Source organism: Streptomyces sp. NPDC056231 (assembly GCF_048270745.1).
Taxonomy (GTDB): domain Bacteria; phylum Actinomycetota; class Actinomycetes; order Streptomycetales; family Streptomycetaceae; genus Streptomyces.
In genome coordinates this window covers 99,496-124,057 of sequence record NZ_JBLVKW010000016.1, presented here as the reverse complement: position 1 = coordinate 124,057, position 24,562 = coordinate 99,496, and the positions used below count along the sequence as shown (strand labels likewise).

General features: G+C 69.7%; 23 protein-coding genes. 11 read left to right on the top strand and 12 right to left on the bottom strand.

Going from position 1 to position 24,562, the window contains the following annotated elements; all coding sequences use genetic code 11:
* Positions 1–6: 6 nt before the first annotated feature.
* Both ACNPQM_RS15900 and ACNPQM_RS15895 read right to left on the bottom strand, forming a co-directional pair.
* Positions 7–762 (bottom strand): decaprenylphospho-beta-D-erythro-pentofuranosid-2-ulose 2-reductase, encoded by a 756-nt coding sequence (locus ACNPQM_RS15900; protein WP_358859628.1) that lies wholly within the window; start codon positions 760–762, stop codon positions 7–9.
* Between the two features lie 44 nt (positions 763–806).
* Entirely contained in the window at positions 807–2,156 is a 1,350-nt protein-coding gene (locus tag ACNPQM_RS15895) for an FAD-binding protein (protein ID WP_418084485.1), read from the bottom strand.
* A 233-nt stretch (positions 2,157–2,389) separates the two neighbouring features.
* Here ACNPQM_RS15895 and ACNPQM_RS15890 point away from each other — a divergent pair, with 233 nt between their 5' ends.
* A complete protein-coding gene (locus ACNPQM_RS15890; RefSeq protein WP_418084484.1) occupies positions 2,390–3,319 on the top strand; it encodes a YihY/virulence factor BrkB family protein in 930 nt (309 codons plus the stop codon).
* Here the strand turns inward: ACNPQM_RS15890 and ACNPQM_RS15885 are convergent.
* The gene (locus ACNPQM_RS15885; RefSeq protein WP_418084483.1) at positions 3,267–4,709 is read right to left on the bottom strand and encodes a D-alanyl-D-alanine carboxypeptidase; all 1,443 of its coding nucleotides are present in this window, start codon (positions 4,707–4,709) and stop codon (positions 3,267–3,269) included. The genes ACNPQM_RS15890 and ACNPQM_RS15885 overlap by 53 nt on opposite strands.
* On the opposite strand from ACNPQM_RS15885, the gene ACNPQM_RS15880 reads away from it, so the two are divergent.
* The 3 genes from ACNPQM_RS15880 to ACNPQM_RS15870 all read left to right on the top strand — a co-directional run bounded on the left by ACNPQM_RS15880 (position 4,648) and on the right by ACNPQM_RS15870 (position 8,034).
* Positions 4,648–4,893 (top strand): SCO4848 family membrane protein, encoded by a 246-nt coding sequence (locus tag ACNPQM_RS15880; protein ID WP_037688258.1) that lies wholly within the window; start codon positions 4,648–4,650, stop codon positions 4,891–4,893. The two genes, ACNPQM_RS15885 and ACNPQM_RS15880, sit on opposite strands and share 62 nt — an antisense overlap.
* 97 nt (positions 4,894–4,990) lie before the next feature.
* Positions 4,991–6,271 carry a metallophosphoesterase gene (locus tag ACNPQM_RS15875; protein WP_418084505.1) on the top strand — a complete coding sequence of 427 codons (1,281 nt, stop codon included), beginning with the start codon at positions 4,991–4,993 and terminating at the stop codon, positions 6,269–6,271.
* A 209-nt stretch (positions 6,272–6,480) separates the two neighbouring features.
* Complete coding sequence (locus tag ACNPQM_RS15870; RefSeq protein ID WP_418084482.1) at positions 6,481–8,034, top strand: ABC transporter substrate-binding protein; 1,554 nt, start codon at positions 6,481–6,483, stop codon at positions 8,032–8,034.
* Between the two features lie 83 nt (positions 8,035–8,117).
* On the opposite strand, the gene ACNPQM_RS15865 is transcribed toward ACNPQM_RS15870, so the two are convergent.
* Together ACNPQM_RS15865 and ACNPQM_RS15860 are read right to left on the bottom strand one after the other, a co-directional pair.
* Entirely contained in the window at positions 8,118–8,855 is a 738-nt protein-coding gene (locus ACNPQM_RS15865; RefSeq protein ID WP_418084481.1) for a TetR family transcriptional regulator, read from the bottom strand.
* A gap of 118 nt (positions 8,856–8,973) precedes the next feature.
* A complete protein-coding gene (locus ACNPQM_RS15860; RefSeq protein ID WP_418084480.1) occupies positions 8,974–10,212 on the bottom strand; it encodes an MFS transporter in 1,239 nt (412 codons plus the stop codon).
* A gap of 88 nt (positions 10,213–10,300) precedes the next feature.
* On the opposite strand from ACNPQM_RS15860, the gene ACNPQM_RS15855 reads away from it, so the two are divergent.
* Complete coding sequence (locus tag ACNPQM_RS15855; protein WP_358859620.1) at positions 10,301–10,804, top strand: MarR family winged helix-turn-helix transcriptional regulator; 504 nt, start codon at positions 10,301–10,303, stop codon at positions 10,802–10,804.
* A gap of 66 nt (positions 10,805–10,870) precedes the next feature.
* Here the strand turns inward: ACNPQM_RS15855 and ACNPQM_RS15850 are convergent, their stop codons facing one another.
* The 6 genes from ACNPQM_RS15850 to ACNPQM_RS15825 all read right to left on the bottom strand — a co-directional run bounded on the left by ACNPQM_RS15850 (position 10,871) and on the right by ACNPQM_RS15825 (position 15,971).
* Positions 10,871–11,446, bottom strand: a complete 576-nt coding sequence (locus ACNPQM_RS15850; RefSeq protein ID WP_418084479.1) for a hypothetical protein — start codon at positions 11,444–11,446, stop codon at positions 10,871–10,873.
* Positions 11,447–11,624: 178 nt separating this feature from the next.
* The gene (locus tag ACNPQM_RS15845) at positions 11,625–12,383 is read right to left on the bottom strand and encodes a succinate dehydrogenase iron-sulfur subunit (RefSeq protein ID WP_418084478.1); all 759 of its coding nucleotides are present in this window, start codon (positions 12,381–12,383) and stop codon (positions 11,625–11,627) included.
* Complete coding sequence (gene sdhA / locus ACNPQM_RS15840) at positions 12,383–14,137, bottom strand: succinate dehydrogenase flavoprotein subunit (protein WP_418084477.1); 1,755 nt, start codon at positions 14,135–14,137, stop codon at positions 12,383–12,385. Before sdhA ends, ACNPQM_RS15845 begins: the two co-directional genes overlap by 1 nt.
* A 29-nt stretch (positions 14,138–14,166) precedes the next feature.
* The gene (locus tag ACNPQM_RS15835; protein ID WP_358859616.1) at positions 14,167–14,640 is read right to left on the bottom strand and encodes a succinate dehydrogenase hydrophobic membrane anchor subunit; all 474 of its coding nucleotides are present in this window, start codon (positions 14,638–14,640) and stop codon (positions 14,167–14,169) included.
* A 5-nt stretch (positions 14,641–14,645) separates the two neighbouring features.
* Complete coding sequence (gene sdhC / locus ACNPQM_RS15830) at positions 14,646–15,026, bottom strand: succinate dehydrogenase, cytochrome b556 subunit (protein WP_358859615.1); 381 nt, start codon at positions 15,024–15,026, stop codon at positions 14,646–14,648.
* A gap of 357 nt (positions 15,027–15,383) precedes the next feature.
* Complete coding sequence (locus ACNPQM_RS15825) at positions 15,384–15,971, bottom strand: 2-oxo-4-hydroxy-4-carboxy-5-ureidoimidazoline decarboxylase (protein WP_418084504.1); 588 nt, start codon at positions 15,969–15,971, stop codon at positions 15,384–15,386.
* Between the two features lie 258 nt (positions 15,972–16,229).
* Between ACNPQM_RS15825 and ACNPQM_RS15820 the strand changes: the two genes are divergently transcribed.
* The 5 genes from ACNPQM_RS15820 to ACNPQM_RS15800 all read left to right on the top strand — a co-directional run bounded on the left by ACNPQM_RS15820 (position 16,230) and on the right by ACNPQM_RS15800 (position 21,655).
* The gene (locus ACNPQM_RS15820) at positions 16,230–17,840 is read left to right on the top strand and encodes a beta-N-acetylhexosaminidase (protein WP_418084476.1); all 1,611 of its coding nucleotides are present in this window, start codon (positions 16,230–16,232) and stop codon (positions 17,838–17,840) included.
* Positions 17,841–17,960: 120 nt separating this feature from the next.
* Positions 17,961–18,740 carry a DUF4328 domain-containing protein gene (locus ACNPQM_RS15815; protein ID WP_418084475.1) on the top strand — a complete coding sequence of 260 codons (780 nt, stop codon included), beginning with the start codon at positions 17,961–17,963 and terminating at the stop codon, positions 18,738–18,740.
* Positions 18,741–18,909: 169 nt separating this feature from the next.
* Complete coding sequence (locus ACNPQM_RS15810; RefSeq protein ID WP_418084474.1) at positions 18,910–19,479, top strand: hypothetical protein; 570 nt, start codon at positions 18,910–18,912, stop codon at positions 19,477–19,479.
* A 332-nt stretch (positions 19,480–19,811) separates the two neighbouring features.
* Positions 19,812–20,546, top strand: a complete 735-nt coding sequence (locus ACNPQM_RS15805; RefSeq protein WP_418084473.1) for an RNA polymerase sigma factor — start codon at positions 19,812–19,814, stop codon at positions 20,544–20,546.
* Entirely contained in the window at positions 20,525–21,655 is a 1,131-nt protein-coding gene (locus ACNPQM_RS15800) for a hypothetical protein (protein WP_418084472.1), read from the top strand. Before ACNPQM_RS15805 ends, ACNPQM_RS15800 begins: the two co-directional genes overlap by 22 nt.
* Positions 21,656–21,831: 176 nt before the next feature.
* Here ACNPQM_RS15800 and ACNPQM_RS15795 read toward each other — a convergent pair whose 3' ends face one another.
* Positions 21,832–22,728, bottom strand: coding sequence for a L,D-transpeptidase family protein (locus tag ACNPQM_RS15795; RefSeq protein ID WP_418084471.1), 897 nt, complete (start codon positions 22,726–22,728; stop codon positions 21,832–21,834).
* A gap of 224 nt (positions 22,729–22,952) precedes the next feature.
* Between ACNPQM_RS15795 and ACNPQM_RS15790 the strand changes: the two genes are divergently transcribed.
* A complete protein-coding gene (locus tag ACNPQM_RS15790; protein ID WP_418084470.1) occupies positions 22,953–24,533 on the top strand; it encodes an acyl-CoA mutase large subunit family protein in 1,581 nt (526 codons plus the stop codon).
* Positions 24,534–24,562 lie beyond the last annotated feature (29 nt).

Genomic DNA, 24,562 nt, shown 5'->3' with positions numbered 1-24,562 from the left:
CCGCGCTCAGACCGGCAGGCGCCGGAAGAGCGGCCGCGGCACGTGCCGCAGCGCCGACATCACCACCCGCAGCGCCCCCGGCACCCACACCGTCTCCGAGCGCCGCCGCAGTCCCGTCACGATCGCCGCCGCGACCGCGTCCGGGGTCGTCGCGAGCGGTGCCTCCGGCATCCCCGCCGTCATCTTCGACCGGACGAAGCCGGGGCGTACGACCATCACATGCACCCCCGTGCCGTGCAGCGCGTCCCCCAGCCCCTGGGCGAACGCGTCCAGGCCCGCCTTGCTCGACCCGTAGATGAAGTCGGCGCGCCGGGCACGCTCACCCGCCACCGAGGACAGGACCACCAGCGATCCGTGCCCCTGCGCCTGGAGTGCGCCGGCGCACACCAGTCCGGCGGAGACGGCGCCGGTGTAGTTGGTCTGGGCGACCCGGACCGCGGAGAGCGGTTCCTCCTCGTCGCGTCCCTGGTCACCGAGGATGCCGAACGCGAGCAGCACCATGTCGATGTCGCCCTCGGTGAAGATCTTGCCGAGAACGGTCTCGTGGGACTCGGAGTCGAGGGCATCGAAGGCGACGGTACGGACGTACGCGCCCAGTTCCCGCAGTTCGGCCGCGGCCGATTCCAGGGCGGGGGAGGGGCGTCCGGCCAGCCAGACCGTGCGGGTACGGCGGGCGATCAGCCGACGCGCGGTGGCGAGCCCGATCGCCGATGTTCCACCGAGGACGAGCAGGGACTGCGGGGCACCGAAGGCGTCCTTCACGGAAACACTCCTAGCGGGGGAGAGGGAGCGGGCAGTGCGCGGGCTCAGAGGCCGAGGCGGCGGGAGAGGTCCGAACGGAACGCCCCGTCCGGGTCCAGTTCGGCGCGCAGCGCCCGGAACTCGGGCAGCCGCGGATACATCGCGGCCAGCGTCTCGGGGCGCAGCCGGGAATCCTTCGCCAGGTAGACGCGGCCACCGGCCGTCGCGACCTCCTCGTCCAGCTCGTCGAGGAAGCGGGCCAGGTCCGGCAGCGTGGCGGGCAGATCGAGGGCGAGCGTCCAGCCGGGCATCGGGAACGACAGCCAGCCCGGATCGCCGTTCCCGAACCGTTTGAGCACGGCCAGGAACGACGGGCAGCGCCGCCGCGAGATCCGGCGCACGATCCGGCGCAGCGCCTCCTCCTGCCCGTATCCGACGACGAACTGGTACTGCACGAAGCCGCTGCGGCCGTACAACCGGTTCCAGTGCGGCACGCCGTCCAGCGGGTGGAAGAACGTGGCCAGCTTCTGGAGTTCGCCGATGCGGTACGTGGGGGCTCTGCGGTACCGGAGCTCGTTGAAGAGGGCGACAGAGGTGCGTCCGAGCAGTCCGTCCGGTACGAACGCGGGCACGACGGGCAGCTGTCCGGGGCGGAACGCGAGCGGTGTGCGCCGGGCGCGCGCCGGGAGCACGTGCAGGGGCGCGTGCTCCCCTCGGGTGAGCACGGAACGCCCGGTCGCCCTGCCTCGGGCGAGGAGGTCGATCCAGGCGGCCGAGTAGCCGTAGCGGTGGTCGGAGGCAGTGAGCCGGGCCATCAGGTCGTCCAGATCGACAGCCCGTTCGGTGGTGACCGACATCAGTGACGTCGCGACGGGCTGGAACCGGAGCGTGGCCGAGAGGATCACCCCGGTCAGTCCCATGCCGCCCGCGGTCGCGTCGAAGAGAGCGGTTCCGGGCCGGACCGTACGGATCCCGCCGTCGGCGGTCAGCAGTTCCATGTCCTGTACGTGGCGGGAGAAGGAGCCGGAGACGTGCTGGTTCCTGCCGTGGATGTCGGCGCCGATCGCCCCGCCCACGGTGACGTAACGGGTCCCGGGAGTCACCGGCACGAACCAGCCGAGCGGCAGCAGTACTTCCATCAGCCGGTGCAGGCTCACGCCCGCGTCGCACACCACCCGACCGGTGGCGGCGTCGATGGTGCGGATCCGGTTCAGCGCGGTCATGTCGAGGACGGAGCCGCCCGCGTTCTGTGCCGCGTCGCCGTACGCCCGGCCCAGACCGCGCGCGATGGAACCACGGGGTCCGCAGCCGCGCACCGCGTCCGCCGCCTCCTCGTACGTACGGGGACGGAACCGCAGGGCGGTCGTCGGGGCGGTACGGCCCCAGCCGGTCAGGGAGACGGTGTCGACAGACATGGTGGTGACCGTATCGCCCGAGAAAACGCCTTTGATGGATTTGTTACAGGACTCACCGAAATGGGCGATTGAATGAGTTTTGCTCATCAATGACGAGTGAATTCCTTTACTGACCAGAAGAGTTCGCTTCGGCTTCGTCCGCCAGCCGGGGCGCGGCCCTCGCCCTTGTCCGCGGCGCCGGGAAGCGGCGGCCCGTACACCGGATTCCGTGCCCAGGAGGGTATGCGCACGTCATGGACTGGCTGAAGAATCTCCCCGTCATCGGGCCACTTGTCGCCCGGCTGATGATGACGCACGCCTGGCGCGCGTACGAACGGCTGGACATGGTCCACTGGACCAGGCTCGCCGCCGCGATCACCTTCATCAGCTTCCTGGCGCTCTTCCCGCTGATCGCGGTCGGCGCGGCGATCGGCGCCGCGCTGCTCTCCGACGAGCAGCTGCACAACATCGAGAAGACGATCGCCGACCAGGTGCCGGGCATTTCCGACCAGCTGGGCATCAGCAATCTGGTGGACAATGCGGGCACGGTCGGGCTGGTCGCCGCAGCGGTGCTGCTCTTCACCGGCGTCGGCTGGATCGGTGCCATGCGGGGCTGCCTGCGCGCGGTCTGGGGGAAGGACGATGTGGACCAGGGCAATCCGGTCGTCCGTAAGCTCAAGGACGCCGGGCTGCTGATCGGCCTCGGCGGAGCCGCGCTCGTCACCCTCGCCGCTTCCACGGCGGGCACCACCGCGGTCGGCTGGACCGCCGGCCTGGCGGGCATTCCCGACCGTGGCGCGGGCGGAGTGCTGCTGCAGACCGCGGCCCTGCTCGTGGCGGCCGTGGCCGACTTCCTGCTGCTGCTCTATCTGCTGACACTGCTGCCGGGCGTGAAGCCGCCCCGGCGCAGGCTGCTGACAGCGGCGGTGATCGGCGCGATCGGCTTCGAACTCCTCAAGCTGCTGCTCGGCAGCTATATGCAGCGTGTCGCGTCGAAGAGCATGTACGGCGCCTTCGGTGTGCCGATCGCCCTCCTGCTGTGGATCAACTTCACGGCGAAGCTGCTGCTGTTCTGCGCCGCCTGGACGGCGACGCGGAGCAGCAAGGACATCAGGGAGGGCGTCGCGGACGTCAGTGGCGAGGACGGCGGCGCACCAGGTCCGGCAGCGGCCAGCGCCGGTTGACCAGGAACACGCCGCCGGCCAGCAGAACCAGTGCCCCGCCGGCGATCCCCAGTGCGACCCCGGCCCCGCTGGAGCCCTTGGCGGCCTGACTGTGCTTGCCCGCATCGTCGTTCTCCGAGCCGGAGGCGCCCGCGGCGTCGCCGTCGGCCGGCTCCGCGCTCTTCCCGGTGCCCGTCCGCGCGGACTTCGGGGGGACCAGTTCGCCGACCGGGGTCACCTTGCCGGCCGCGTCGAAGCCCCAGTCGAGCAGGCTCGCGGCCTCCTTGTAGACGGCGTGTGGCTCCTTCGACGACGGGTTCATGACGGTGACGAGCAGCACCTTCCCGTTGCGCTCGGCGACGCCCGTGAAGGTGTTGCCCGCATGCGTGGTGTAGCCGTTCTTGACGCCGGCGATGCCCTTGTACGGCTCGACGCCGCCGGCGCCGGTGAGCAGCCGGTTGGTGTTCTGGATCTCGAAGGTCCCGCGCTTCTTCCCCTTCTTCTTCTCCCCGGGGAATTTGGCCGTGGCCGTCGAGCAGTACTCGCGGAAGTCCTGCTTCTGCAGCCCGCTGCGGGCGAACAGGGTGAGGTCGTACGCGCTGGAGACCTGTTCGGGTGCGTCGTAACCGTCGGGAGACACGACGTTCGTGTCGAGGGCCTGCAGCTCTTCGGCGTGCGCCTGCATGGCGGCGACGGTCCTCGGCACGCCTCCGTACATCGCGGACAGCACATGGACCGCGTCGTTGCCGGACCGCAGGAAGACGCCGAGCCACAGGTCGTGGACCGTGTAGGTCAGGTGCGGCTTGACGCCGACCAGGCTGCTGCCCTCGCCGACACCGGCGAGTTCCTTGTCCGTCACCTTGTGCTGCAGGGTCTTCGGCTGCAGTTCGGGCGAGCCCATGACCGTGTCGGCGAACAGCATCTTCAGGGTGGACGCGGGGGGCAGCCGCCAGTGCGGGTTGTGCGAGGCGAGCACCTCACCGCTCTCCGCGTCCGCGACGATCCAGGACCGCCCGGTGAGGTCCTTCGGCAGCACCGGGGCGCCGGGACCGAGTTCGACCTGGGTGCCGACCCGGCCGAGCTTCGCGCCGCCGACGTTCGACATGGGGGCGGTCGGCTTCGGGTCGTCGGCGGTGTTCTTGTCGACCGCTGACGCGGGACTGATGACAAGAGTGGACAGCAGAGCGGCGGAGGTGACCGTCAGGGCGGTCTTTTTCAGAGCGGGCACGTTCGGAAACGTACAGGCTGATGATGTGAGGAGCGTTGCGGACCTGCTGACCAGCCGTCCGCGACGCTGGGACAGCCCACCCCGGGCGCTCCGTCCGGAACGTGGCGGCGATACTGGATCCATGAAGCTCAGCCGCCCCGTTTCCTGGTTCCTGCTCGCCTTCGGGGTGTGGAGCTGGGTCATTTGGGTCACTTTCGCCAAGAATCTATGGAAAGACGGCAGCGGACTTGCCTTCGACGACGCGGGTGACCCGACTGCGTACTTCTGGGTGCATCTGCTGCTCGCCATCACGTCCTTTCTCCTGGGGACGGCGGTCGGTGTGATCGGGTTCCGCGGACTCAGGGCGCTTCGCCGCGAACGGTCATAACCGGCCGAGCGGCGACCGGACATAGGCGTACGAAGCGTCGGCGCACAAGGCGCAGGCGTACCGAGAGCCGCACCTGGGTGGGGGAGTGCACGTGGCAGTGGTCTTCGTTCCGGTGGCGCTGGCGGTCCTCGCGCTGCTCGTCGGCGTGCACCGCTACGTGTGGCGCCGCTTCGTCGCCGACACGACGGCCCCGGGCGGCACGCTGCGCCGGGTGGGCACGGCGACGGTCTGGCTGCTGCCGCTGCTGAGCGTCGGCGCCCTGGTCTCCGGGCGGGCGGGCGCCCCGTTCTGGCTGCAGCAGGTGCTGGCCTGGCCGGGCTATCTGTGGCTGGCGGCGCTGCTGTACCTGACCCTGGCTCTGCTGATGGGCGAGGCGGTACGGCTTGTTCTACGGCGGGTCCTCGCGCTCCGGGCGGGCGGCGGGACGGCTGCCGAGAACGATTCGGCCGAAACCATTTCATCTCAGGTCGAAGTGGCCGTGGCGGAGGAGTCCCCGGCCCGTGCAACCGCGAGCGGAACCCCTGCCACCCTCGTCGCCGACGCCCCCGCCGACCCCTCCCGCCGCCTCTTCGTCGCGCGCGCCGTCGGGGGCGCGGCCGCCGTCGCCGGGCTCGGCACCGTCGGCTACGGCACCTACGGCGTGCTGCGCGGTCCGCGCGTCAAGCAGGTCACCGTCCCGCTCGCCAAACTGCCCCGCGCCGCGCACGGCTTCCGGATCGCTGTCGTCAGCGACATCCACCTCGGCCCGATTCTGGGCCGCGCCCACACCCAGCGGATCGTCGACACGGTCAACCGGACCCAGCCCGATCTGATCGCCGTCGTCGGGGACCTCGTCGACGGCTCCGTCGCCGACCTCGGTCCGGCCGCCGAACCGCTTGCCCGGCTGGAGGCCCGCCATGGCGCGTTCTTCGTCACCGGCAACCATGAGTATTTCTCCGGTGCGGCCCAATGGGTCCATCATGTAAGGGAATTGGGGCTGCACCCACTGGAGAACGCCCGAGTCGAGATCGACGGTTTCGATCTTGCCGGGGTCAATGACGTCGCCGGTGAGAGCGAAGGGCAGGGCCCCGATTTCGAGCGCGCCCTGGGCGACCGGGACCGGACCCGCGCCTCCGTCCTCCTCGCGCATCAGCCCGTCGTGATCGACGACGCGGTTGCGTACGGCGTGGATCTCCAGCTTTCGGGTCACACCCATGGCGGCCAGCTCTGGCCGGGCAACTACGTCGCCGGACTGGCCAACCCCACGGTCGCCGGCCTGGAGCGCTACGGCGACACTCAGTTGTACGTCTCTCGTGGCGCGGGTGCCTGGGGTCCGCCGGTGCGGGTCGGTGCCCCCTCCGACATCACCGTCGTCCACCTGGCGTCCCGTCAGGCGTAACGACATAAAAGGGACGACTCAACTGCACGGTGTCTCCACAGCTTTCAGACGTTCGGCTCAACTGAGGTTTCAACTGTCGAACAAAGGGCTATGAGATACAGATTTCCTCTTCCAGATGTGAAAATCGTGTGATTGGCTGGCCATGAGCACGGTGATGTGCGTTTCTGAGCACATCTGCCCAGGTGGGGCTGTTAAGGGAGAGCACGGCAATGCGGTCGATCCGGCTACGGATTCTCGCGATTCTCGCGGTTTTGGTCATCGCAGGCGTGGTCGCCTGGCAGTTGCTTCCCTCGAACGAGGTGAAGACCGACCCGATCATGGTCGGGACGACGGACGAGGTGACGTCCCTCGATCCGGCCGGTGCGTACGACGCCGGTTCCTGGGCGATGTACAGCAACGTCTACCAGTCCCTCATGACGTTCAAGTCCGGGGCGATCGTTCCGGAACCGGACGCCGCGCAGAGCTGCGGGTTCATCGGCCAGAAGCTCCAGACGTACCAGTGCAAACTGCGCGACGACCTGACCTTCGCCAGCGGCCGGAAGATGACCGCCGCCGATGTCGAGTACTCCATCAAGCGCATGATCAAGATCAAGACGGACGTCGGCCCGTCGGTCCTGTTCCCCAGTCTGAAGAGCGTGGTGTCCGAGGGCCGCACGATCACCTTCAACCTCTCCTCGCGTGACGCGACCTTCCCGCAGAAGCTCGCCACCGGAGCCGGTTCGATCGTCGACCGCGAGCAGTACCCGGCGGACAAGCTCCGTTCCGGAACCAAGGTCGACGGCTCGGGGCCGTACGTCCTGAAGTCGTACAAGCCGGGCGTCGAGGCGGAGCTGGTCCCGAACACCCGCTACAAGGGCGCGCTGGAGAAGACCGGCGTCCCCGTCACCGTCCGGTACTACAAGCAGTCGGACGAGCTCCTGTCGGCCTGGAACTCCGGACAGGTCCAGGTGACGCACCGACAGCTGCCGCCGTCCACGCTCGCCGGGCTGAACCCCAGCGACCCCGACGTGCGCATCACCGAGGCGGAGAGCGCCGAGATCCGCAACCTGGTCTTCAACGTGCGCGCCGGGTCCCCGCTCGCCGACAAGAGGGTCCGGCAGGCCATCGCGTCCATCATCGACCGCGGGCCGCTGGTGGCAGATGTCTACAAGAGCACCGTCGAGCCGCTCTACTCGCTGATCCCGCAGGGCTACATCGGGCACAGCACGCCGTTCTTCGACGCCTACCCGGCGCCCGACCCGGCGCGCGCCAGGCGGCTGATGCAGGAGGCGGGCGTGCAGACCCCGCTGCACATCACCTTCGCCTACCGCGCCGACGACGCGTACACCAAGGAGACCGCCGAGCTCCGCCGCCAGCTGGAGGCGGACGGGCTGTTCAAGGTCTCGGTCAAGGCCGTGGACTGGCAGGACTTCCAGAAGGGGTACGCGGCCGGCAAGTACGACGCGTACACCGTCGGATGGCTGCCCGACTACCCGGACCCCGACACTTTCAGCCAGCCGCTCGTCGGCCGCGACAGCAGCCTTCACAACGGCTACACCAGCAAGAAGATGGACGACCTGATCTCGGCCACGCTGCAGTACAGCGACCGGAGCCGTACCGCTAAGGACTTCAAGGACCTCCAGGCGCTGGTCGGCGAGGACGTGCCGCTCGTGCCGCTGTGGCAGAAGAAGGACTACGTCCTCAGCAAGACCGATGTCTCCGGCTCGCAGTACCTGTCGGACGGCACGGGCATCTGGCGGCTGTGGGAACTCAACTGGATCTAGGGCGTGTTTCGGATCCGCTAAGGGCCGGGGCCGGCCGGAGACTGCCGCACAGCGTGTGCGAGGTCTCCGGCCGGCCCCGGCTCTTACGCTTTCTCCCGGCCCGGCCGCCCGTTGGCCGGCTGATTCGCCGACCCGGGCAGGAAGTCCGCCAGTACGTCGTGGATCTGCCGTACGAGCGGTCGCAGCACCCGGAACCGGGAGAGCGTGATCGCCCGGGCACCGATCGGTGCGGTGCGTTCGACGAGGCGGCGGCTGCGCTCGGCACCCTCCGTCCGGTCGTACACCCAGAACAGCACCAGACCCATCTGTATCAGCCACATCAACTGCGGCAGTACGTCGGTCATTTCGGGGTCGGTCTTGGTGCTGGAGCCGCGCAGGCACCGTTCATGAATGGAGATCGCCGCTTCCCGGGCCGCGACCGACTCCTCGGAGAACGGGGAGAGCGGGCTTTCCGGATCGGCGGCGTTCTTGAAGAACTGGGCGGCGAAGCGGTGGTACGGCTCGGCCACGTCGAGCCAGCTGAGCAGTACCCCGCGGATCCGCACGGCCAGGTCCTTGTCGCCTTCCAGGACCGGCTTCACCGCCGCTTCGTGCTCTGCGGCGAGCCGGTCGTAGAAGCTCTGGACGAGAGCGTCTTTCCCCGTGAAGTAGTAGTAGGCGTTGCCGACGGAGACCCCGGCCTCCTGCGCGATGGCCCGCATCGTCGTCTTGTCGTAGCCGCGTTCCTCGAAGAGCCGGAGCGCCGTTTCGAGAATGAGTGTGCGGGTCTGCTCGCTCTTGGGAGCCTTGGCTTCCTTCGCGTCCTTCGCTTCCTTCACCACAGTCCCGAGGGTAGCTGTCGGCCCTGGTCCTCCGTGCCGGGGATCCGGCATGCTCCGTCCCCGGGACCGTGGGCGCCGCCATCACGTACGCCGCGACTGGACCTGTATGTGAACAGGTTCAGGCGGGTACTCCGGGGCGCTTGTCGCCGGCCTCCGCGGCCGCGGTCGCAGGGGCTCTGAAGCGTCGTACGCCCGGCACCGCCGCCGTCGCGAGACAGGCCGCACCGACCGCCACGGCAGCGACGGCGAGCGGGACTTCGGGACCCCAGGCCGTGGCGGCGACCGGGGCCAGGGCATAGCCCAGTGGCATCGCGCCGAGGGAGAGCAGCCAGTCGTACGAGGTCACGCGGGCCAGCGCGTGGGCGGGTACCGCGGACTGGACCGAGGTCTCCCAGACCGGGCCGAGGAAGCCGAGTCCCGCCAGCGCGATGCCGTACCCGGCGATGGTCACCGGGGCGGGGGCGCCGGCCGCGAGGAGGCCGAGGGGGAGTGCGTACGTGGCGAGGCCGAGGTTGGCGGCCAGGACCGGGCGGCGCGGGCGGGCGCGCCCGGCCAGCAGTGAGCCGAGGAGGAGGCCGACCGCGCCGGTCTGGAGCAGGGCGATCCAGGTGCTCTTGCCGCCCATGTCCTCGATGGCGAGCGCCGGCCCGAGGGTCATCAGGACGGCCGCCGCACCGTTCCACACGGAGTGGGCGATCAGGCTCGTCCAGTACCAGTCGCGGCCGCGGACCTCGCCCCAGCCCTCCTTGAGGTCGGCGAGCATCGAGCGGCGCGGTATGGGCACATGCCGGACCTTGATGGCGGACAGGAGTGCGGCGCTCACCGCGAAGCTCGCACTGTCCAGCACGAATGCCCAGCCGGGGCCGGCGGTGAGGATCAGCGTTCCGGCCACGGCCGGGCCGCCGAGCCGGGTAGCGCTGGTGGCGACCGCCATCAGGGAGTTGGCGCGCAGCAGGCCCGAGGCTTCCACCGTGCCGCGGATCAGCGGCGACGCGGTCGGCATCGCGAAGGCGCCGGCCGCGCCCCCGATCACCTCGGCGACCGCGATCTGCCAGAGCCGTGGTTCCCCGCTGAGCAGCTCCACGCCGACGAAGAGCTGGGCGGCGCACCGGACGAGATCGGTGGTGAGCGCCACCGTGCGGGCGTTGAAGCGGTCGCCCATGACGCCGCCGAGCGGCAGCAGGAGCAGCTTGGGCACCATCGCGCACGCCAGCACCAGGGCGAGGGCGGCGGTCGAGCCGGTGGCCAGGTAGACGGCGAGGGAAAGGGCGGTGGGGATGGCGGCGTCGCCGAGGAGGGAGAGGGTGCGTCCGATGAAGAGCAGGCGGAAGGCGCGCGTGCGCAAGGGGTGCGGCATGCGAGGAAATCTATTTTGGCATCAAAGTATTCGTCAACGAAATATCTGGCGCCGAAGTGTATGTGTGCGCCGGGCGTACCCTTTCCTCATGGAGTCACGCGACTGGACCGACGGACATGTCGAGCGGTGGAAGCCGGTGCTTCCCGACCTCGATCCCGATGTCGAGGGCGCGGTGACGCGCATGAAGAAGCTCTCCGTCCACCTGCGGCGGGTGCGTGAACAGTCCCTGGTCGATTTCGACCTGGACCGCCAGGAGTTCGAGACGCTCCACAAGCTCGCCGGACGCGGTGGGAAGGCGGCCCCCTCCGAACTCGCCGCCGACCTCGACCTTGCTCCCGCCTCCGTCACCGGCAGGCTGGACGCGCTCGAACGGCGCGGATTCATTCGTCGTACGCCCTCCACCACGGACCGGCGACGGGTCGACGTGGAACTCACCGAGGAGGGCCGCTCGACCTGGCTCGGCGCGATGGACTTCCTCGGCCACGAGGAGTACCGGCTCCTCGGCGTACTCGACAAGGACGAACGCATCCTGCTCAACGACATGCTGCGCCGCATCATGGTCGTCGCGGAGGACCGCGACGGAGCCGTCTAGAGCGGGCGTGCCGGACGGTGCGACGGGGCAGAGCCTGGCCCCGTCCGCACGTTCGCCTGCGATGCGTCAGATGCTCATCGAGCGCGCGGTGTTGACCTGGGCCATCACCATCTGGAACGTCTCCGGGCCGGTCGCCTGGATCATCGTCGAGTGGTGCCGGCCGCCGCTGGTCACCGAGACCTGGATGAACCCGGTCGTCTTCTTCTCCTTCATCAGGAGGAAGAGCAGCCCGACCAGGCAGAGCAGGGCGAAGATGATCGCCAGCACGATTGCGACCGTCGGGATCTTCTCCTCGGTGCGCGACATGTCGGTGGCCGTCCACACCGCGCCCTTGAGCGGCAGCGTGCCGGACGGCGTCACGATCGAGTCGTTCATGACGGTGATGTCCCCGAGCGACAGCATCGGCGCCCCGCCGCCGGCCCCCGGGCCCTGCTGCGGCGGGAACCCGTAACCGGGCAGGGGCGGCTGAGCCGGCGGATTCACGGCCGGATAGCCGTAGGCCGGGCCCGGCTGGGCCGCGGCGTCGGGCAGCTGCTGCGGGTAGCCGTATCCCTGACCATCCGCGACGGGGGGCGGATTGCCCGGCTGCTGGGGCGGTCCCCACTTGTATGAGTCGTCCGCGTACGGATTCGGATCGCTCAACGTTCCCCGCTCTCGATCAAGCCTGTGCGCCCCGCGCGTTGCCGCCCCGGGCGGTGAACCGGTCTCCGGCTCCGCACGACCGTACCGAAAGGATCCGCGCGGCGCAGCAGGAGGCCCCGCCTCCCGCAGCGTTCCTGCGGAAAACGGGGCCTCCTGTGCAACTGGCCTGCCTGAAGGGTCAGAAGCGGCGCGTGATCAGCGCGCGCTTCACTTCCTGGATCGCCTTGGTGACCTCGATGCCACGCGGGCACGCGTCCGTGCAGTTGAAGGTGGTGCGGCAACGCCACACACCATCACGGTCGTTGAGGATCTCCAGGCGCTGCTCGCCGCCCTCGTCACGCGAGTCGAAGATGAAGCGGTGCGCGTTGACGATCGCCGCCGGGCCGAAGTACTGGCCGTCGTTCCAGAACACCGGGCACGACGAGGTGCACGCGGCGCACAGGATGCACTTGGTGGTGTCGTCGAACCGCTCGCGGTCCTCGGCGGACTGCAGACGCTCACGCGTCGGCTCGTTCCCCTTGGTGATGAGGAACGGCATGACGTCGCGGTACGCCTGGAAGAACGGGTCCATGTCGACCACGAGGTCCTTGAGGACCGTGAGGCCCTTTATGGCCTCGATCAGGATCGGCTTCTCCGGGTCGATGTCCTTGATCAGCGTCTTGCAGGCGAGCCTGTTCTTGCCGTTGATCCGCATCGCGTCGGAGCCGCAGATGCCGTGGGCGCAGGAACGGCGGAACGTCAGCGTGCCGTCGGTGTCCCACTTGATCTTGTGAAGGGCGTCGAGGACGCGCTCCTTCGGGTCGATCTCGATCTGGAAGTCCTGCCACGTGGCCTCCTCGGAGACCTCGGGGTTGAAGCGGCGGATCCGGAAAGTGACCGTGATGTACGGGGAGGCGGCGGACTCCGCCTCCACCTTGTCCAGAGTCGGGGTAGCCATCAGTACTTACGCTCCATCGGCTGGTAGCGGGTCTGGACGACCGGCTTGTAGTCGAGCCGGATCGACTCGGTGCCGTCGTCGGCGACCTCGCGGTACGCCATGGTGTGGCGCATGAAGTTGACGTCGTCGCGGTTCGGGTAGTCCTCGCGGTAGTGACCGCCGCGGGACTCCTTTCGGGCCAGCGCGGAGGTCGCCATGACCTCGGCCAGGTCGAGCAGGTTGCCCAGCTCGATGGCCTCCAGGAGGTCCGTGTTGAACCGCTTGCCCTTGTCCTGGATGGACACGTTCAGGTAGCGCTTGCGCAGCTCGGCGATCTTGTCGACGGCCGTCTTGATGGTCTGCTCGGTGCGGAACACCATCACATTGGCGTCCATGCACTCCTGCAGCTCCAGACGGAGCGCCGCGACCCGCTCGGTGCCCGTCGAGTTGCGCAGCCGCTCGACCTGGTCGATGACCAGCTGTGCCGGGGTCTCGGGAAGCTCGACATAGTCGCTCTTCGCCGCGTACTCGGCGGCGGCGATGCCCGACCGGCGTCCGAAGACGTTGATGTCGAGCAGCGAGTTGGTCCCCAGACGGTTGGCGCCGTGCACGGAGACACACGCGACCTCGCCGGCGGCGTACAGGCCCGGGACGACGGTGGTGTTGTCGGCCAGCACCTCGCCCTCGACGTTGGTCGGGATGCCGCCCATGGCGTAGTGCGCGGTCGGCTGGATCGGGATCGGGTCCGTGTAGGGCTCGATGCCGAGGTACGTACGCGCGAACTCGGTGATGTCCGGGAGCTTCGCGTCCAGCTGCTCCGGCGGCAGGTGCGTGAGGTCGAGGTAGACGTGGTCGCCCTCGGGACCGCAGCCGCGGCCCTCACGGATCTCCGTGTAGATGGAGCGGGACACGACGTCACGGGACGCGAGGTCCTTCATGACGGGCGCGTACTTCTCCATGAAGCGCTCGCCGTCCTTGTTGCGGAGGATGCCGCCCTCACCACGGGCGCCCTCCGTCAGCAGGATGCCCATGCGCCAGATGCCCGTCGGGTGGAACTGGAAGAACTCCATGTCCTCCAGCGGCAGACCGCGGCGGTACGCGGCGGCCTGGCCGTCACCGGTCAGGGTGTGGGCGTTCGACGTCACCTTGAAGAACTTGCCGGTGCCGCCGGAGGCGAAGATGATCGCCTTCGCCTGGAAGACGTGGATCTCGCCGGTCGCCAGCTCGTACGCGACGACGCCCGCGGACTTCTTGACTCCGTCGACCTCCTGCAGCAGCAGGTCCAGGACGTAGAACTCGTTGAAGAACTCCACACCCTCCTTGACGCAGTTCTGGTACAGCGTCTGGAGGATCATGTGGCCGGTGCGGTCCGAGGCGTAGCAGGACCGGCGGACCGGGGCCTCGCCGTGGTTACGGCTGTGGCCGCCGAAGCGACGCTGGTCGATCTTGCCCTCGGGCGTGCGGTTGAACGGCAGGCCCATCTTCTCCAGGTCGAGAACGGAGTCGATGGCCTCCTTCGCCAGGATCTCGGCGGCGTCCTGGTCGACCAGGTAGTCGCCGCCCTTGATCGTGTCGAAGGTGTGCCACTCCCAGTTGTCCTCTTCCACGTTGGCGAGCGCGGCGGCCATGCCGCCCTGCGCGGCGCCCGTGTGGGAGCGGGTCGGGTAGAGCTTCGTGAGTACGGCGGTACGGCTGCGCTTCGTCGACTCGATGGCCGCGCGCATGCCGGCGCCGCCTGCGCCGACGATGACGGTGTCGTACTTGTGGATCTGCATGATTTCCTCTGGTCCCTCTGGCCCGGTGCCTAGCGGATGTTCGGGTCGAAGGTGAAGATCACCAGCGTGCCCAGCAGGACGGTGAACACCGTGGCGGTGTACAGGAGCATCTTCAGCCAGAAGCGGGTGTTGTCCCGTTCGGCGTAGTCGTTGATGACCGTACGGAGGCCGTTGGCGCCGTGCAGCATGGCCAGCCACAGCATCGCCAGGTCCCAGACCTGCCAGAACGGCGAGGCCCAGCGGCCCGCCACGAAGGCGAAGCCGATCTTGGAGACACCGCCGTCCAGCACGAGCTGGATCAGCAGGTGGCCGATGACCAGGACGACGAGCACGATGCCCGACAGGCGCATGAAGAGCCAGGCGTACATCTCGAAGTTGGTGCGCGAAGCCTTGGGGGTCTTGCCCGTCCGCTTGCGCGGGGACTCGATGACCGGGGCCGGGTGGTTGACGTCGTAGAGGCTGACGCCTTCGACGGCGCCGATTGCGGAGGACTCGGTGGACATTGGCCTCAGCTCCCGAAGACTGCGCGTACGGCGTGGCCGAGGATGGGGTACAGGGCCCCGACCATCAGCACGATCCAGATGCCCACGGCGGACCAGAGCATCTGCTTCTGGTAGCGCGGGCCCTTGGCCCAGAAGTCCACGGCGACGATACGGAGACCGTTCAGCGCGTGGAAGAGAATTGCGGCCACCAGGCCGTATTCGAGGAGCGCGACAGGCCAGGTCTTGTACGTGGCCACGACGTTGTCGTAGGCCTCGGGGGAGACGCGGACGAGAGCGGTGTCCAGGACGTGTACGAACAGGAAGAAGAAAATGAGGACACCGGTGACTCGATGAGCCACCCAGGACCACATGCCTTCCCGGCCGCGGTACAGCGTTCCAGCCGGCACGGAAGAACCCTCCGGGAGCAGGGATTGGGGTCGGCCGGCTTGACTGTCGGTCTGACCCGGCCGGGTACGGTCCACCGGCCCCGGCCATCGTAGCGACGGTTTGTCGGTTCGCTCGCGCCGGGTCCTCTGGTGTGATCAAAGTGGCAATGAAACAGGCACGGACGGGCTAGGGCGCGGTTCGAAAGTCCCGCCCGTCGGGCGGCGTCTGGTATGCACGCTCGCCGCATTGTCGCGGTCGCCCCGATATGCCCGGTATCGAGACGGTACCCCGCTTTGCGATCGCACGCACCGGACGCCGCCCGGCCCGCCCTACGGGCACGCTCCTTTCGAGATATGCCCTGGGGCCTCTCGTTCGGATCATGCCGGCCCGGCGCCCGTCACCAGATCGATGATGCGGCCCCGGGTGAGCCGGCGCATCTCGTCCGCCGTGACCACCCGCTCCTCGTCGGGGTCGTGGCCCAGCCTGGCCCGGATGCCGGCCAGCACCTGGTCCGGGTGCTCGGCGGGGTGGACGGCGTCGAGGCAGATCACGAAGACATGGCCGAAGCGGCTCTCGTACGCGGCATGCGCGGCGCTCAGCGCGAGGTGCGCGGAGTGCGGTGCGGCGTGGTGCAGTCCCGGGGAGACCTCGGCGGCGAGCGCCTCGGCGAGATCCGCGGGCGCCATGTCGTACCCCGCCTCGTCTGCGGCGGCGAGTAGGGCGTCCAGATCGGGGTACGGGCGGTGAGCGGCCAGCCGCTGTGCCCAGCGGGCACTGCAGCAGCAGCCGAGCAGTGCGGCTTCGGCGTCGGCGGCGGGTGCGGTGTTGAACCGGTCGAAGCCGAGGGAGCGGGCACTGGTGCGGGCCGGGGCCGGGTCGCGGTCCTGGGCGGGAAGCGCGGGCGGGCCGACCCGCTGCTGCGGTGGTTCCGGGAGGCCGGCGTGGGACTCGCTGGGCCTGGACAGCGTGGGACTCCTCGAAACATCGGCATCCCTGTGGGCCTGGTGAGGTGAGGGGGACCGGAAACCAGGGAGGCACAGGGTGAAGGGAGGGACGAATGTGCCCCAACGCTATCCGGGCCAGGCAACGGTCGTGCGACGGATGCGCGAATTTCACCCGGAAGGGAGAGTTTCGGAACGTCTGATGGACGAATCGGCGAGGAGAATGCCCGGCTATCTCATTATTTCTTCCCTTTACCCGTCACAACCGGAGGTTTCTGACCGATGTCGCCCTCACGAGGAGCCCTCGCGGCCGGTGCGGCCCTCGTCGCGGCAGCCGCCGTGACGATCGCCGTCGTCGTCTGGCCGGAAGGTGCGGACACCGGACGCCAGGAGGAGGAATCCGTGTCCGGCGTCTCCTCGCACGCCTCCCTCACCCCCTCGCCGACCCGCAGTTACCCGCTCTCCACGGCGCCCCGGACCATCCCCGCCGTGCGCGAGCACATCGCCGCCCGCGGCCCCGGCTGGCGGCCGGGCCCGACCAGCGGCGTCGTGATCGCCGGGGGCAGCGGATCGCTCGCGGACGAGGCGCAGCTGCTCGCCAAGGAGCTGAAGATCCGTTACCGGGGCGCCGTCCCGGCCCGTGCAGGCGATGTCGAGCTGGCCCTCGGCGCCCCCGGTGGCGGGGCCCCCGAGTCGTACACCCTGAAGACCCACGACGACCGGGTCGACATCACCGGACCCGATCAGGCGGGTGTCTTCTACGGAACCCGCACGCTGAAGCAGTCGCTGCGCGCCGACGGCACGATGCCCGAGGGCGAGGTGCGCGACCGCCCCGACCGGCCGCAGCGCGGACTCAACCTCGACATCGCGCGCAAGTACTACACGGTCGGCTGGATCGAGGACCGGTTGCGCGACATGGCCGACCTCAAGCTCAACCAGCTCGGCCTGCACTTCTCCGACGACCAGGCGTTCCGGATCCAGTCCGACACCCACCCCGAGGTGGTGTCGCCCCAGCACCTCACCAAGGCGGAGGTCCGTCGGATTCTCGGCCTCGCGGGCCGGCTGCACATCGACGTGGTTCCCGAGATCGACTCACCGGGCCATCTGGGCGCCGTGCTGCGCGCCCATCCGGACCTCCAGCTGCGCGACACGGCGGGCGTGCGCTCGATCGGATCGCTCGACATCTCCAATCCGGGCGCGGCGAAACTCGTCGACCAGCTGATCGGCGAGTTCGCGGAACTCTTCGGCGGTGCGTTCTGGCACCTGGGCGGGGACGAGTACCGCGCGCTGATGGTGAAGGACCCGGCCGCCTCGTACCCGCAGCTCCAGCGCGCAGCCCAGCAGAAGTACGGACCGGCGGCCGGGATCAAGGACCTCGCCACCGGCTGGCTCAACGACCGCGCGGCGGTGGTGCGCCCGCACGGGCAGCAGCCCAAGGCCTGGAACGACGGCTTCTTCCGCGACGGGACCGTCCAGGCCGACAAGAACATCGAGGTCGAGTACTGGACGGGCAAGGAGTACGGCGCCCGGCCGCCGGAGGAGTATCTGAACGAGGGCCGGCGCGTGGTGAACCTCAACGACGAGTTCCTCTATTACGTGCTCGGCCAGCCCAACGCGTTCGTCTACCCGACCGGGCAGCGGATCTACGAACAGTGGACCCCGCTCGTCCTGCGCGGCACACAGCCGGTACCGGCCCGCTACTCGAAGCAGATCCTGGGTGGCCGGTTCGCGGTCTGGGGCGACCTGCCGCAGGCGCAGACCCCGGCGCAGGTGGCGGCGGGGATCCGGATGCCACTGCGGGCCACGGCCCAGAAGCTGTGGGATCCGAGGAGGCCGGCGCTGAGCTGGGGGCAGTTCCAGGCGCTGGCCGGGGCGATCGACAGGACGGGCTGAGCGGGCCGTACCGGATTCCGATGGACAGCAGAGTGGGTCGGGGCTAGATTCCGCTTGCCGCGCGCTCGGGGGAAAGGCGCGCGTTCTTGCGGCAGTCCGGAACCACGAGGGGTCCACATCGTGCTGTGCTCAACCTGCCGAGTCAGACCGCCCGTCACCGCGGACGGGCGCTGCGTCCTGTGCGCGGGGCCGGCCGCGGCGCCGGTGCCTGCCGCCCCGCCCTTCGCGTCGCCGCAGCAGCTGCGTTCACCTGACGGCCTCGCGAAGGCCGTCGTCATCCTGCTCGTGGTCGCCGCCGTGTCCGACCTGCTCGCCGTGGTTGCGGGGCTGAACATCCGCAGCCTGCTCGGCGATGCGCTGGACCACGGCCTCGCGACGATCGACGATGCCGAGGCGGATCGCGCCGACTTGCTGTACGCGGCCTCCGGGGTCCTTCAGGTCCTGGTGCTGCTGGCCACCGCCATCGTCTTCATCCTCTGGTTCCGCCGGGTGCGGCTGAACGCCGAGGTGTTCGATGCGAGCATGCAGCAGATGAAGCCCGGGTGGGCGGTCGGCGCCTGGTTCGTCCCGTTCGCCAACCTGGTGCTGCCGCGTCGGATCGCGGGCGGCATCTGGACCGCGAGTGCCCAGACCAACACCGACGGCAGCTGGCGCACGGTCTCCGAGGCCCCGGTCAATCTGTGGTGGGGGGCGTGGGTCTGCTCGTCGCTCTTCTCCCGGTATGCCTCCCAGCAGTACCTGAAGGCCGAGGAGGTACAGGAGATCATGGACGCGGCCGGCCGGATGCTGGCAGCGGACGCGTTCTCCATCGTGGCCGCGGTGCTCGCGATCCTCTTCGTGCGCAAGCTGACCCGTATGCAGGGGGAGCGGGCGGCGCTGGGTGTGTATCCGCTCAGCTGAGGACGGACCCGCTGAGGACTCGGCGAGGGACGGACCCACCGAGGGTGCGATTTCAGACTCCAGCAGTGACGATTTTGAGCCATTCGGCGCTGAAAGCGGTAAGCGGCAGCGGGAAGCGCCGCGTCCCCCGTGCGGACCCGTACGGGGACAGGCCGACGGGGAGAAGCCGATGAGCCTGCTGGACCTGATCGCTGCCGCCGACGACCGGGGGCTGGTCGCGAGCGGGATCGCCTGCCTCGATCGATGCCTGCCTCAGCCCGGGGAGGGCGCCGACCCGGATCCGCTGCGTCCGCTGTGGGCCGGTTGCGCGGACGGCGAGGCGTGGCCGGACCGCCTGGCACAGGCGCGCCAGGCGCTGGACGGTGAGGAGCAGGCGCAGACGCAGACACGGATACGGCAGCTGCTCGCCCACGCGCCCGCGGACCGAGCGGCTCCGGGGCTCCGGGAGTGGGCGGACGCGTGCTCGCTGCTGGCCCTGGAGGTCCACCTCGGGCAGGACGCGACGCCCGGTGCCGGGGTGGATCTGCTGAGACGCTGCCGTGAGGGCGATCCGGCGGGGGCGGGACCGCTGGTGGCGGGGGAAGTACGCCGCCAGATCCGCATCCTGGAGATGCTTGCGGATTCCGGTACGGGGGCTGCGGGCCTGCGCCAGGTGCGGGACGCGTCGACGGAGGGACAACGAGTGCTGCGCGCGGCGACGGCGCGGAGGGTGCGGGGGCGCGGACCGGGCGGGAAGTGAACGAAGCCCCGGCTGACGGGCGTTCTTCGGACACTGAGCGGGCGGCGCACACCGGGCGGCCGCGGGGGATTACCCGGAAGAACGAGGACGACCGGGGCCGCCACCCCCCACAGGAGAGGCCCCGGTCGTCTTCCGCGGGGCCGCAGGGCGACCCCGTACTCTTCTCAGCGCCGTGAGTGCGTTTTCTGTCACACCTCACTCCGTCCGAGGACGTTGCGGGTTGTACAAGTCATGGACGTGGCCGCTGCGGAGGACGTAGCGTGCGGAGTCGCGCAGGATGACGCGGTAGTGGTGACCAGCTGTGATTCAGGACAGCAGGGTGGGTTGAGGGAGTGCTGGGGGACGACGCGGAGCTGACCGCCGCGGTGCTCGCGGCACAGGACGGGGACGAGGACGCCTTCCGTTCTGTGTACCGCGCTGTGCAGCCGCGGCTGCTGGGCTACATACGAACGCTGGTGGGGGAGCCGGACGCCGAGGACGTGGCGTCCGAGTCCTGGCTGCAGATAGCGCGCGACCTCGACCGGTTCAGCGGAGACGCCGACCGGTTCCGCGGCTGGGCGGCGCGGATTGCCCGTAACCGGGCTCTGGACCATCTGCGAATGCGCGGCAGGCGCCCGGCGATCGGCGGCGACGAGACCGAACTGTCGGAGAAACCGGCCGAGTCCGACACTGCCGACGAGGCGATCGAGGCCCTGGCCACCGGTCGTACCATGTCCCTCATCGCCCAACTGCCGCAGGATCAGGCCGAGGCCGTCGTGCTGCGCGTGGTGGTCGGCCTGGATGCGAAGAGCGCGGCCCAGACGCTGGGCAAGCGGCCGGGAGCGGTCCGTACCGCTGCGCACCGCGGACTGAAACGGCTGGCGGAGCTGCTCCGCGCGGACAGCGACGACGATGGTGAAGAGGGCGGCGGTGAGGAGGGCGCGGCGCGGGGAACTCTGCCGCACGGGAGCGCGTCAGGTCATGCTGCGGAACTCGGCGCCGTACCCGCGCAGCGCCTTTCCCGGACCGGTCTGGCGACGCCTGCCGGTGTGACGGATTCGCGTCCGTGGACGCAGAGGGACATGTGATGGCCGACGAGCAGGACGCATGGCTTGACAGGGACGCGGCGGAGCGGCTGCTCCGCGGCGAACCGGTCGATCCCGGCGAGGGCCATGCGCGCGACGCCGCCGAACGGCTCGCGGCCGCGCTGGGCGCGGCTGCCCGCAGTGCCCGCCCGGCCGCCGGTGAACTGCCGGGCGAGGCAGCCGCGTTGGCCGCGTTCCGGACGGCCACGCGCACCGCGCGTGCAGGGACGCGGGCGACGGCATCGGCGGACGTCCGGTCGGCGGGACACGCCGCGAAGGGCAGCGGGCCGCAGACGCTGGGACCGGTGCGCATCGGTCCTTCGTCCTCCCGGGGCGGCCGCACACGTGCGCCGCGCTGGAGCCGTCCCGTCCGATTCGGTCTTGCCGCCTCCCTCGCCGGCTGCGCGCTCGGAGGGGTGGCCGTCGCGGCAGGCACGGGCGTGCTTCCCGGTCCGTTCGGCAAACACGCCAGCCCGCTGCCGGCCGCCTCGGTTTCGGCGTCGGCGTTTCCGCAGGAACGAGGCTCCGGGGACACGTCCGGCGGGACGACCGCCCCGTCGTCGGGATCGCCGGACGTGAACCCGTCCCCGGATTCTTCCGGGGGGACCCACCAGGGCGAGGACGAACGGGACGGCACGCCCGGCCCGGCCGGAACGCCGGACGGGAGCGGCGCCCGCAACGGCGGGAGCGCCGCCCCCCCTTCCACGGACGCGACCGACGGCAAGGGCACGCCCGGCGGCGGCCAGGACGACACGTCGGGTGTCGGGTTCGCCCAGAACCTCAAGGCGTGCCTCGACTACCGCGACGGCAAGCTCAACGACGCCCGCAGACGCCGCCTCGAAAAGCTGGCCGACGGCGCCGACAACCTGGACCGGTTCTGTCAGCGGATATTCGACCAGGCCGGTGACGAGGACGACCAGGGGAACGGGAAGAGCGGCGGCGACGAGCAGAACGATGCCGGCGCAAACGCGGCGGACCGGGCCGACGGCAGTGCGAACACGCGCCAGTCGCTCTGGTTCGCGCCCGGCACCCCGGCCCCGTCGGCCTCGGCGTCGCCGACCGGTGTCGCCTCCCCGGAGGCCACGTCTCCGGCTGTCCCGGTCGACGGCTGAGACCGACCGGCACCGGGTGTGACACTTTTCCACCCGCCGACGCTGTACAGAGTGAGCCGACTGGTCATCGGCAGCGCACAGAGCCGGGGTTCCCCCCGTACCTTCGGCTCAGCGCACCTGGCGCGGGCGGGACACGTTCCCCCGGTCCCGCCCGCGCCCCCATTCCCCGCCTCCGCTCACCAGTAGATGACGACCTTGTCGCCGGTGCGGACCTGGTCGAAGAGGGCGGCGATCTTTCCCTCGTCCCGGACGTTCACGCAGCCGTGCGACGCGCCGTTGTAGCCGCGGGCCGCGAAGTCCGCCGAGTAGTGCACCGCCTGACCACCGCTGAAGAACATCGCGTACGGCATGGCCGTGTGGTAGATCGTCGACACGTGGTGCCTGGACTTCCAGTAGATGGAGAAGGTGCCTTCGCGGGTCGGCGTGTACTGCGAGCCGAACCGCACATCCATCGAGGAGACGAGCCGACCGTCGATCATCCACGACAGGGTCCGGCTGTTCTTGCTGATGCAGAGCACCCGCCCGGTCATGCAGCGCTTGTCGGGCCTGGCGGCGGGCCGGGAGGTCGGCGGGTTCAGCTCGGCGGCCGTCGGCTTCCGCGTCATGGCGACCAGCTTCTGCCAGGTGACGGTATCCGTTCGGCCGGTACGGGACAGACCGCGCTTGCCCTGGAAGGACTGCACGGCGGCGACGGTGAGCGTCCCGTAGTAGCCCGTCGGGCTGCGGTGGAAGTGGCCGATCTGACGGAGCCGGGCCTGCAGCTCCCGCACCTGCTTTCCCTCGGAGCCGGTGGCCAGCAGCGTCCTGCCCGGCGGAGCGGGCTTCGGTGCGGTGGTCGCCGACGGCGAGGGCGCGGCGGTCGGCGGCGAGGGGGCAGCGGCGGGCTTGGCGTCGTCGGCCGCCGGGGCCGAGGTCTTCGGCGGGGACGAGGGCTTGGCCGCAGAGCCGCCGGAGGTATGCGTCCGGCAGCCCGCGGTCGTGGCGGCCAGCGTCAGGACGGTTACGGCGGTCACCGCCGTAGCGGCTGCCCGGTGTGCCGTTCCTCCGCCGTGCCGGGTTCTGTGTATCCGCATCAGCCTCGGCCCCCTGATTCCTTCGTTGTCTCTTGGGACGGATTCCCGCTCTGCCCGGTTGCCAAAGCCCGCGCATGATGGTGAGTGCGGTAGCGAAGGCCGTAGGACGCACCCTGTGAGCAAGGTCCCAGCCGGTGCCCCTCCACCGGTCACGCGCCCGCCGCTACAGTCCGTCGCGAGGGCCGTTGGTTACCAGTTAGTAGCTGCAGTGGGAGGCACAGGAGATGACGCGCGAGTCGGAGTCGGGACTGCCCATCGAGCCGGTGTACGGGCCGGACGCACTCGACGGATGGGACGCCGACGACAAGCTGGGAGAGCCCGGTGCCTACCCCTTCACGCGCGGCGTGTACCCCACGATGTACACCGGCCGGCCGTGGACGATGCGGCAGTACGCCGGCTTCGGCACGGCCTCCGAGTCCAACGCCCGCTACAAGCAGCTGATCGCCAACGGCACGATGGGTCTCTCCGTCGCCTTCGACCTGCCCACCCAGATGGGTCACGACTCCGATGCGCCGATCGCGTCCGGTGAGGTCGGCAAGGTCGGGGTGGCGATCGACTCGATCGACGACATGCGGGTGCTGTTCGGCGGTATCCCGCTGGACAAGGTCTCCACGTCCATGACGATCAACGCCCCCGCCGCCCTGCTGCTCCTCCTCTACCAGCTGGTCGGCGAGGAGCAGGGCGTCCCGGCGGACAAGCTGACCGGCACCATCCAGAACGACGTTCTCAAGGAGTACATCGCCCGCGGCACGTACATCTTCCCGCCCAAGCCCTCGCTGCGGCTGATCGCCGACATCTTCAAGTACTGCAGGGCCGAGATCCCGAAGTGGAACACCATCTCGATCTCCGGCTACCACATGGCGGAGGCCGGAGCCTCGCCCGCGCAGGAGATCGCGTTCACCCTCGCGGACGGCATCGAGTACGTCCGTACCGCCGTAGCGGCCGGCATGGACATCGACGATTTCGCCCCGCGTCTCTCCTTCTTCTTCGTCGCCCGTACGACCATCCTCGAGGAGGTCGCCAAGTTCCGTGCCGCCCGCCGGATCTGGGCCCGGGTGATGAAGGAGGAGTTCGGCGCGAAGAACCCCAAGTCGCTGATGCTCCGCTTCCACACCCAGACCGCGGGCGTCCAGCTCACCGCGCAGCAGCCCGAGGTCAACCTGGTGCGTGTCGCGGTCCAGGGGCTCGGCGCGGTCCTCGGCGGTACGCAGTCGCTGCACACCAACTCGTTCGACGAGGCGATCGCCCTGCCGACCGACAAGGCCGCCCGGCTCGCGCTCCGTACCCAGCAGGTCCTGGCGTACGAAACGGACGTCACCGCCACGGTCGACCCGTTCGCGGGTTCGTACGTCGTCGAGAAGATGACGGACGACGTCGAAGCCGCTGCCCTGGAACTGATGGGCAAGGTCGAGGACATGGGTGGCGCGGTCGACGCCATCGAGCGGGGCTTCCAGAAGAGCGAGATCGAACGCAGCGCCTACCGCGTCGCCCTGGAGACGGACAGCGGGGAGCGCGTCGTCGTCGGCGTCAACCGCTTCCAGCTCGACGAGGAGGAACCGTACGAGCCGCTCCGCGTCGACCCGGCGATCGAGGCCCAGCAGGCGGCCCGGCTGACGAAGCTCCGCGCCGAGCGGGACCAGGACGCCGTCGACGAGGCGCTGGGACGGCTGAAGAAGGCGGCCGAGGGGACGGACAACGTCCTCTACCCGATGAAGGAAGCGCTGGCGGCGCGGGCGACGGTCGGCGAAGTCTGCGACGCGCTGCGGGAGGTGTGGGGGACGTACGTGCCGACGAACGCGTTCTGAGCGGGGTCCGCCCGCACGGACGATCTCCC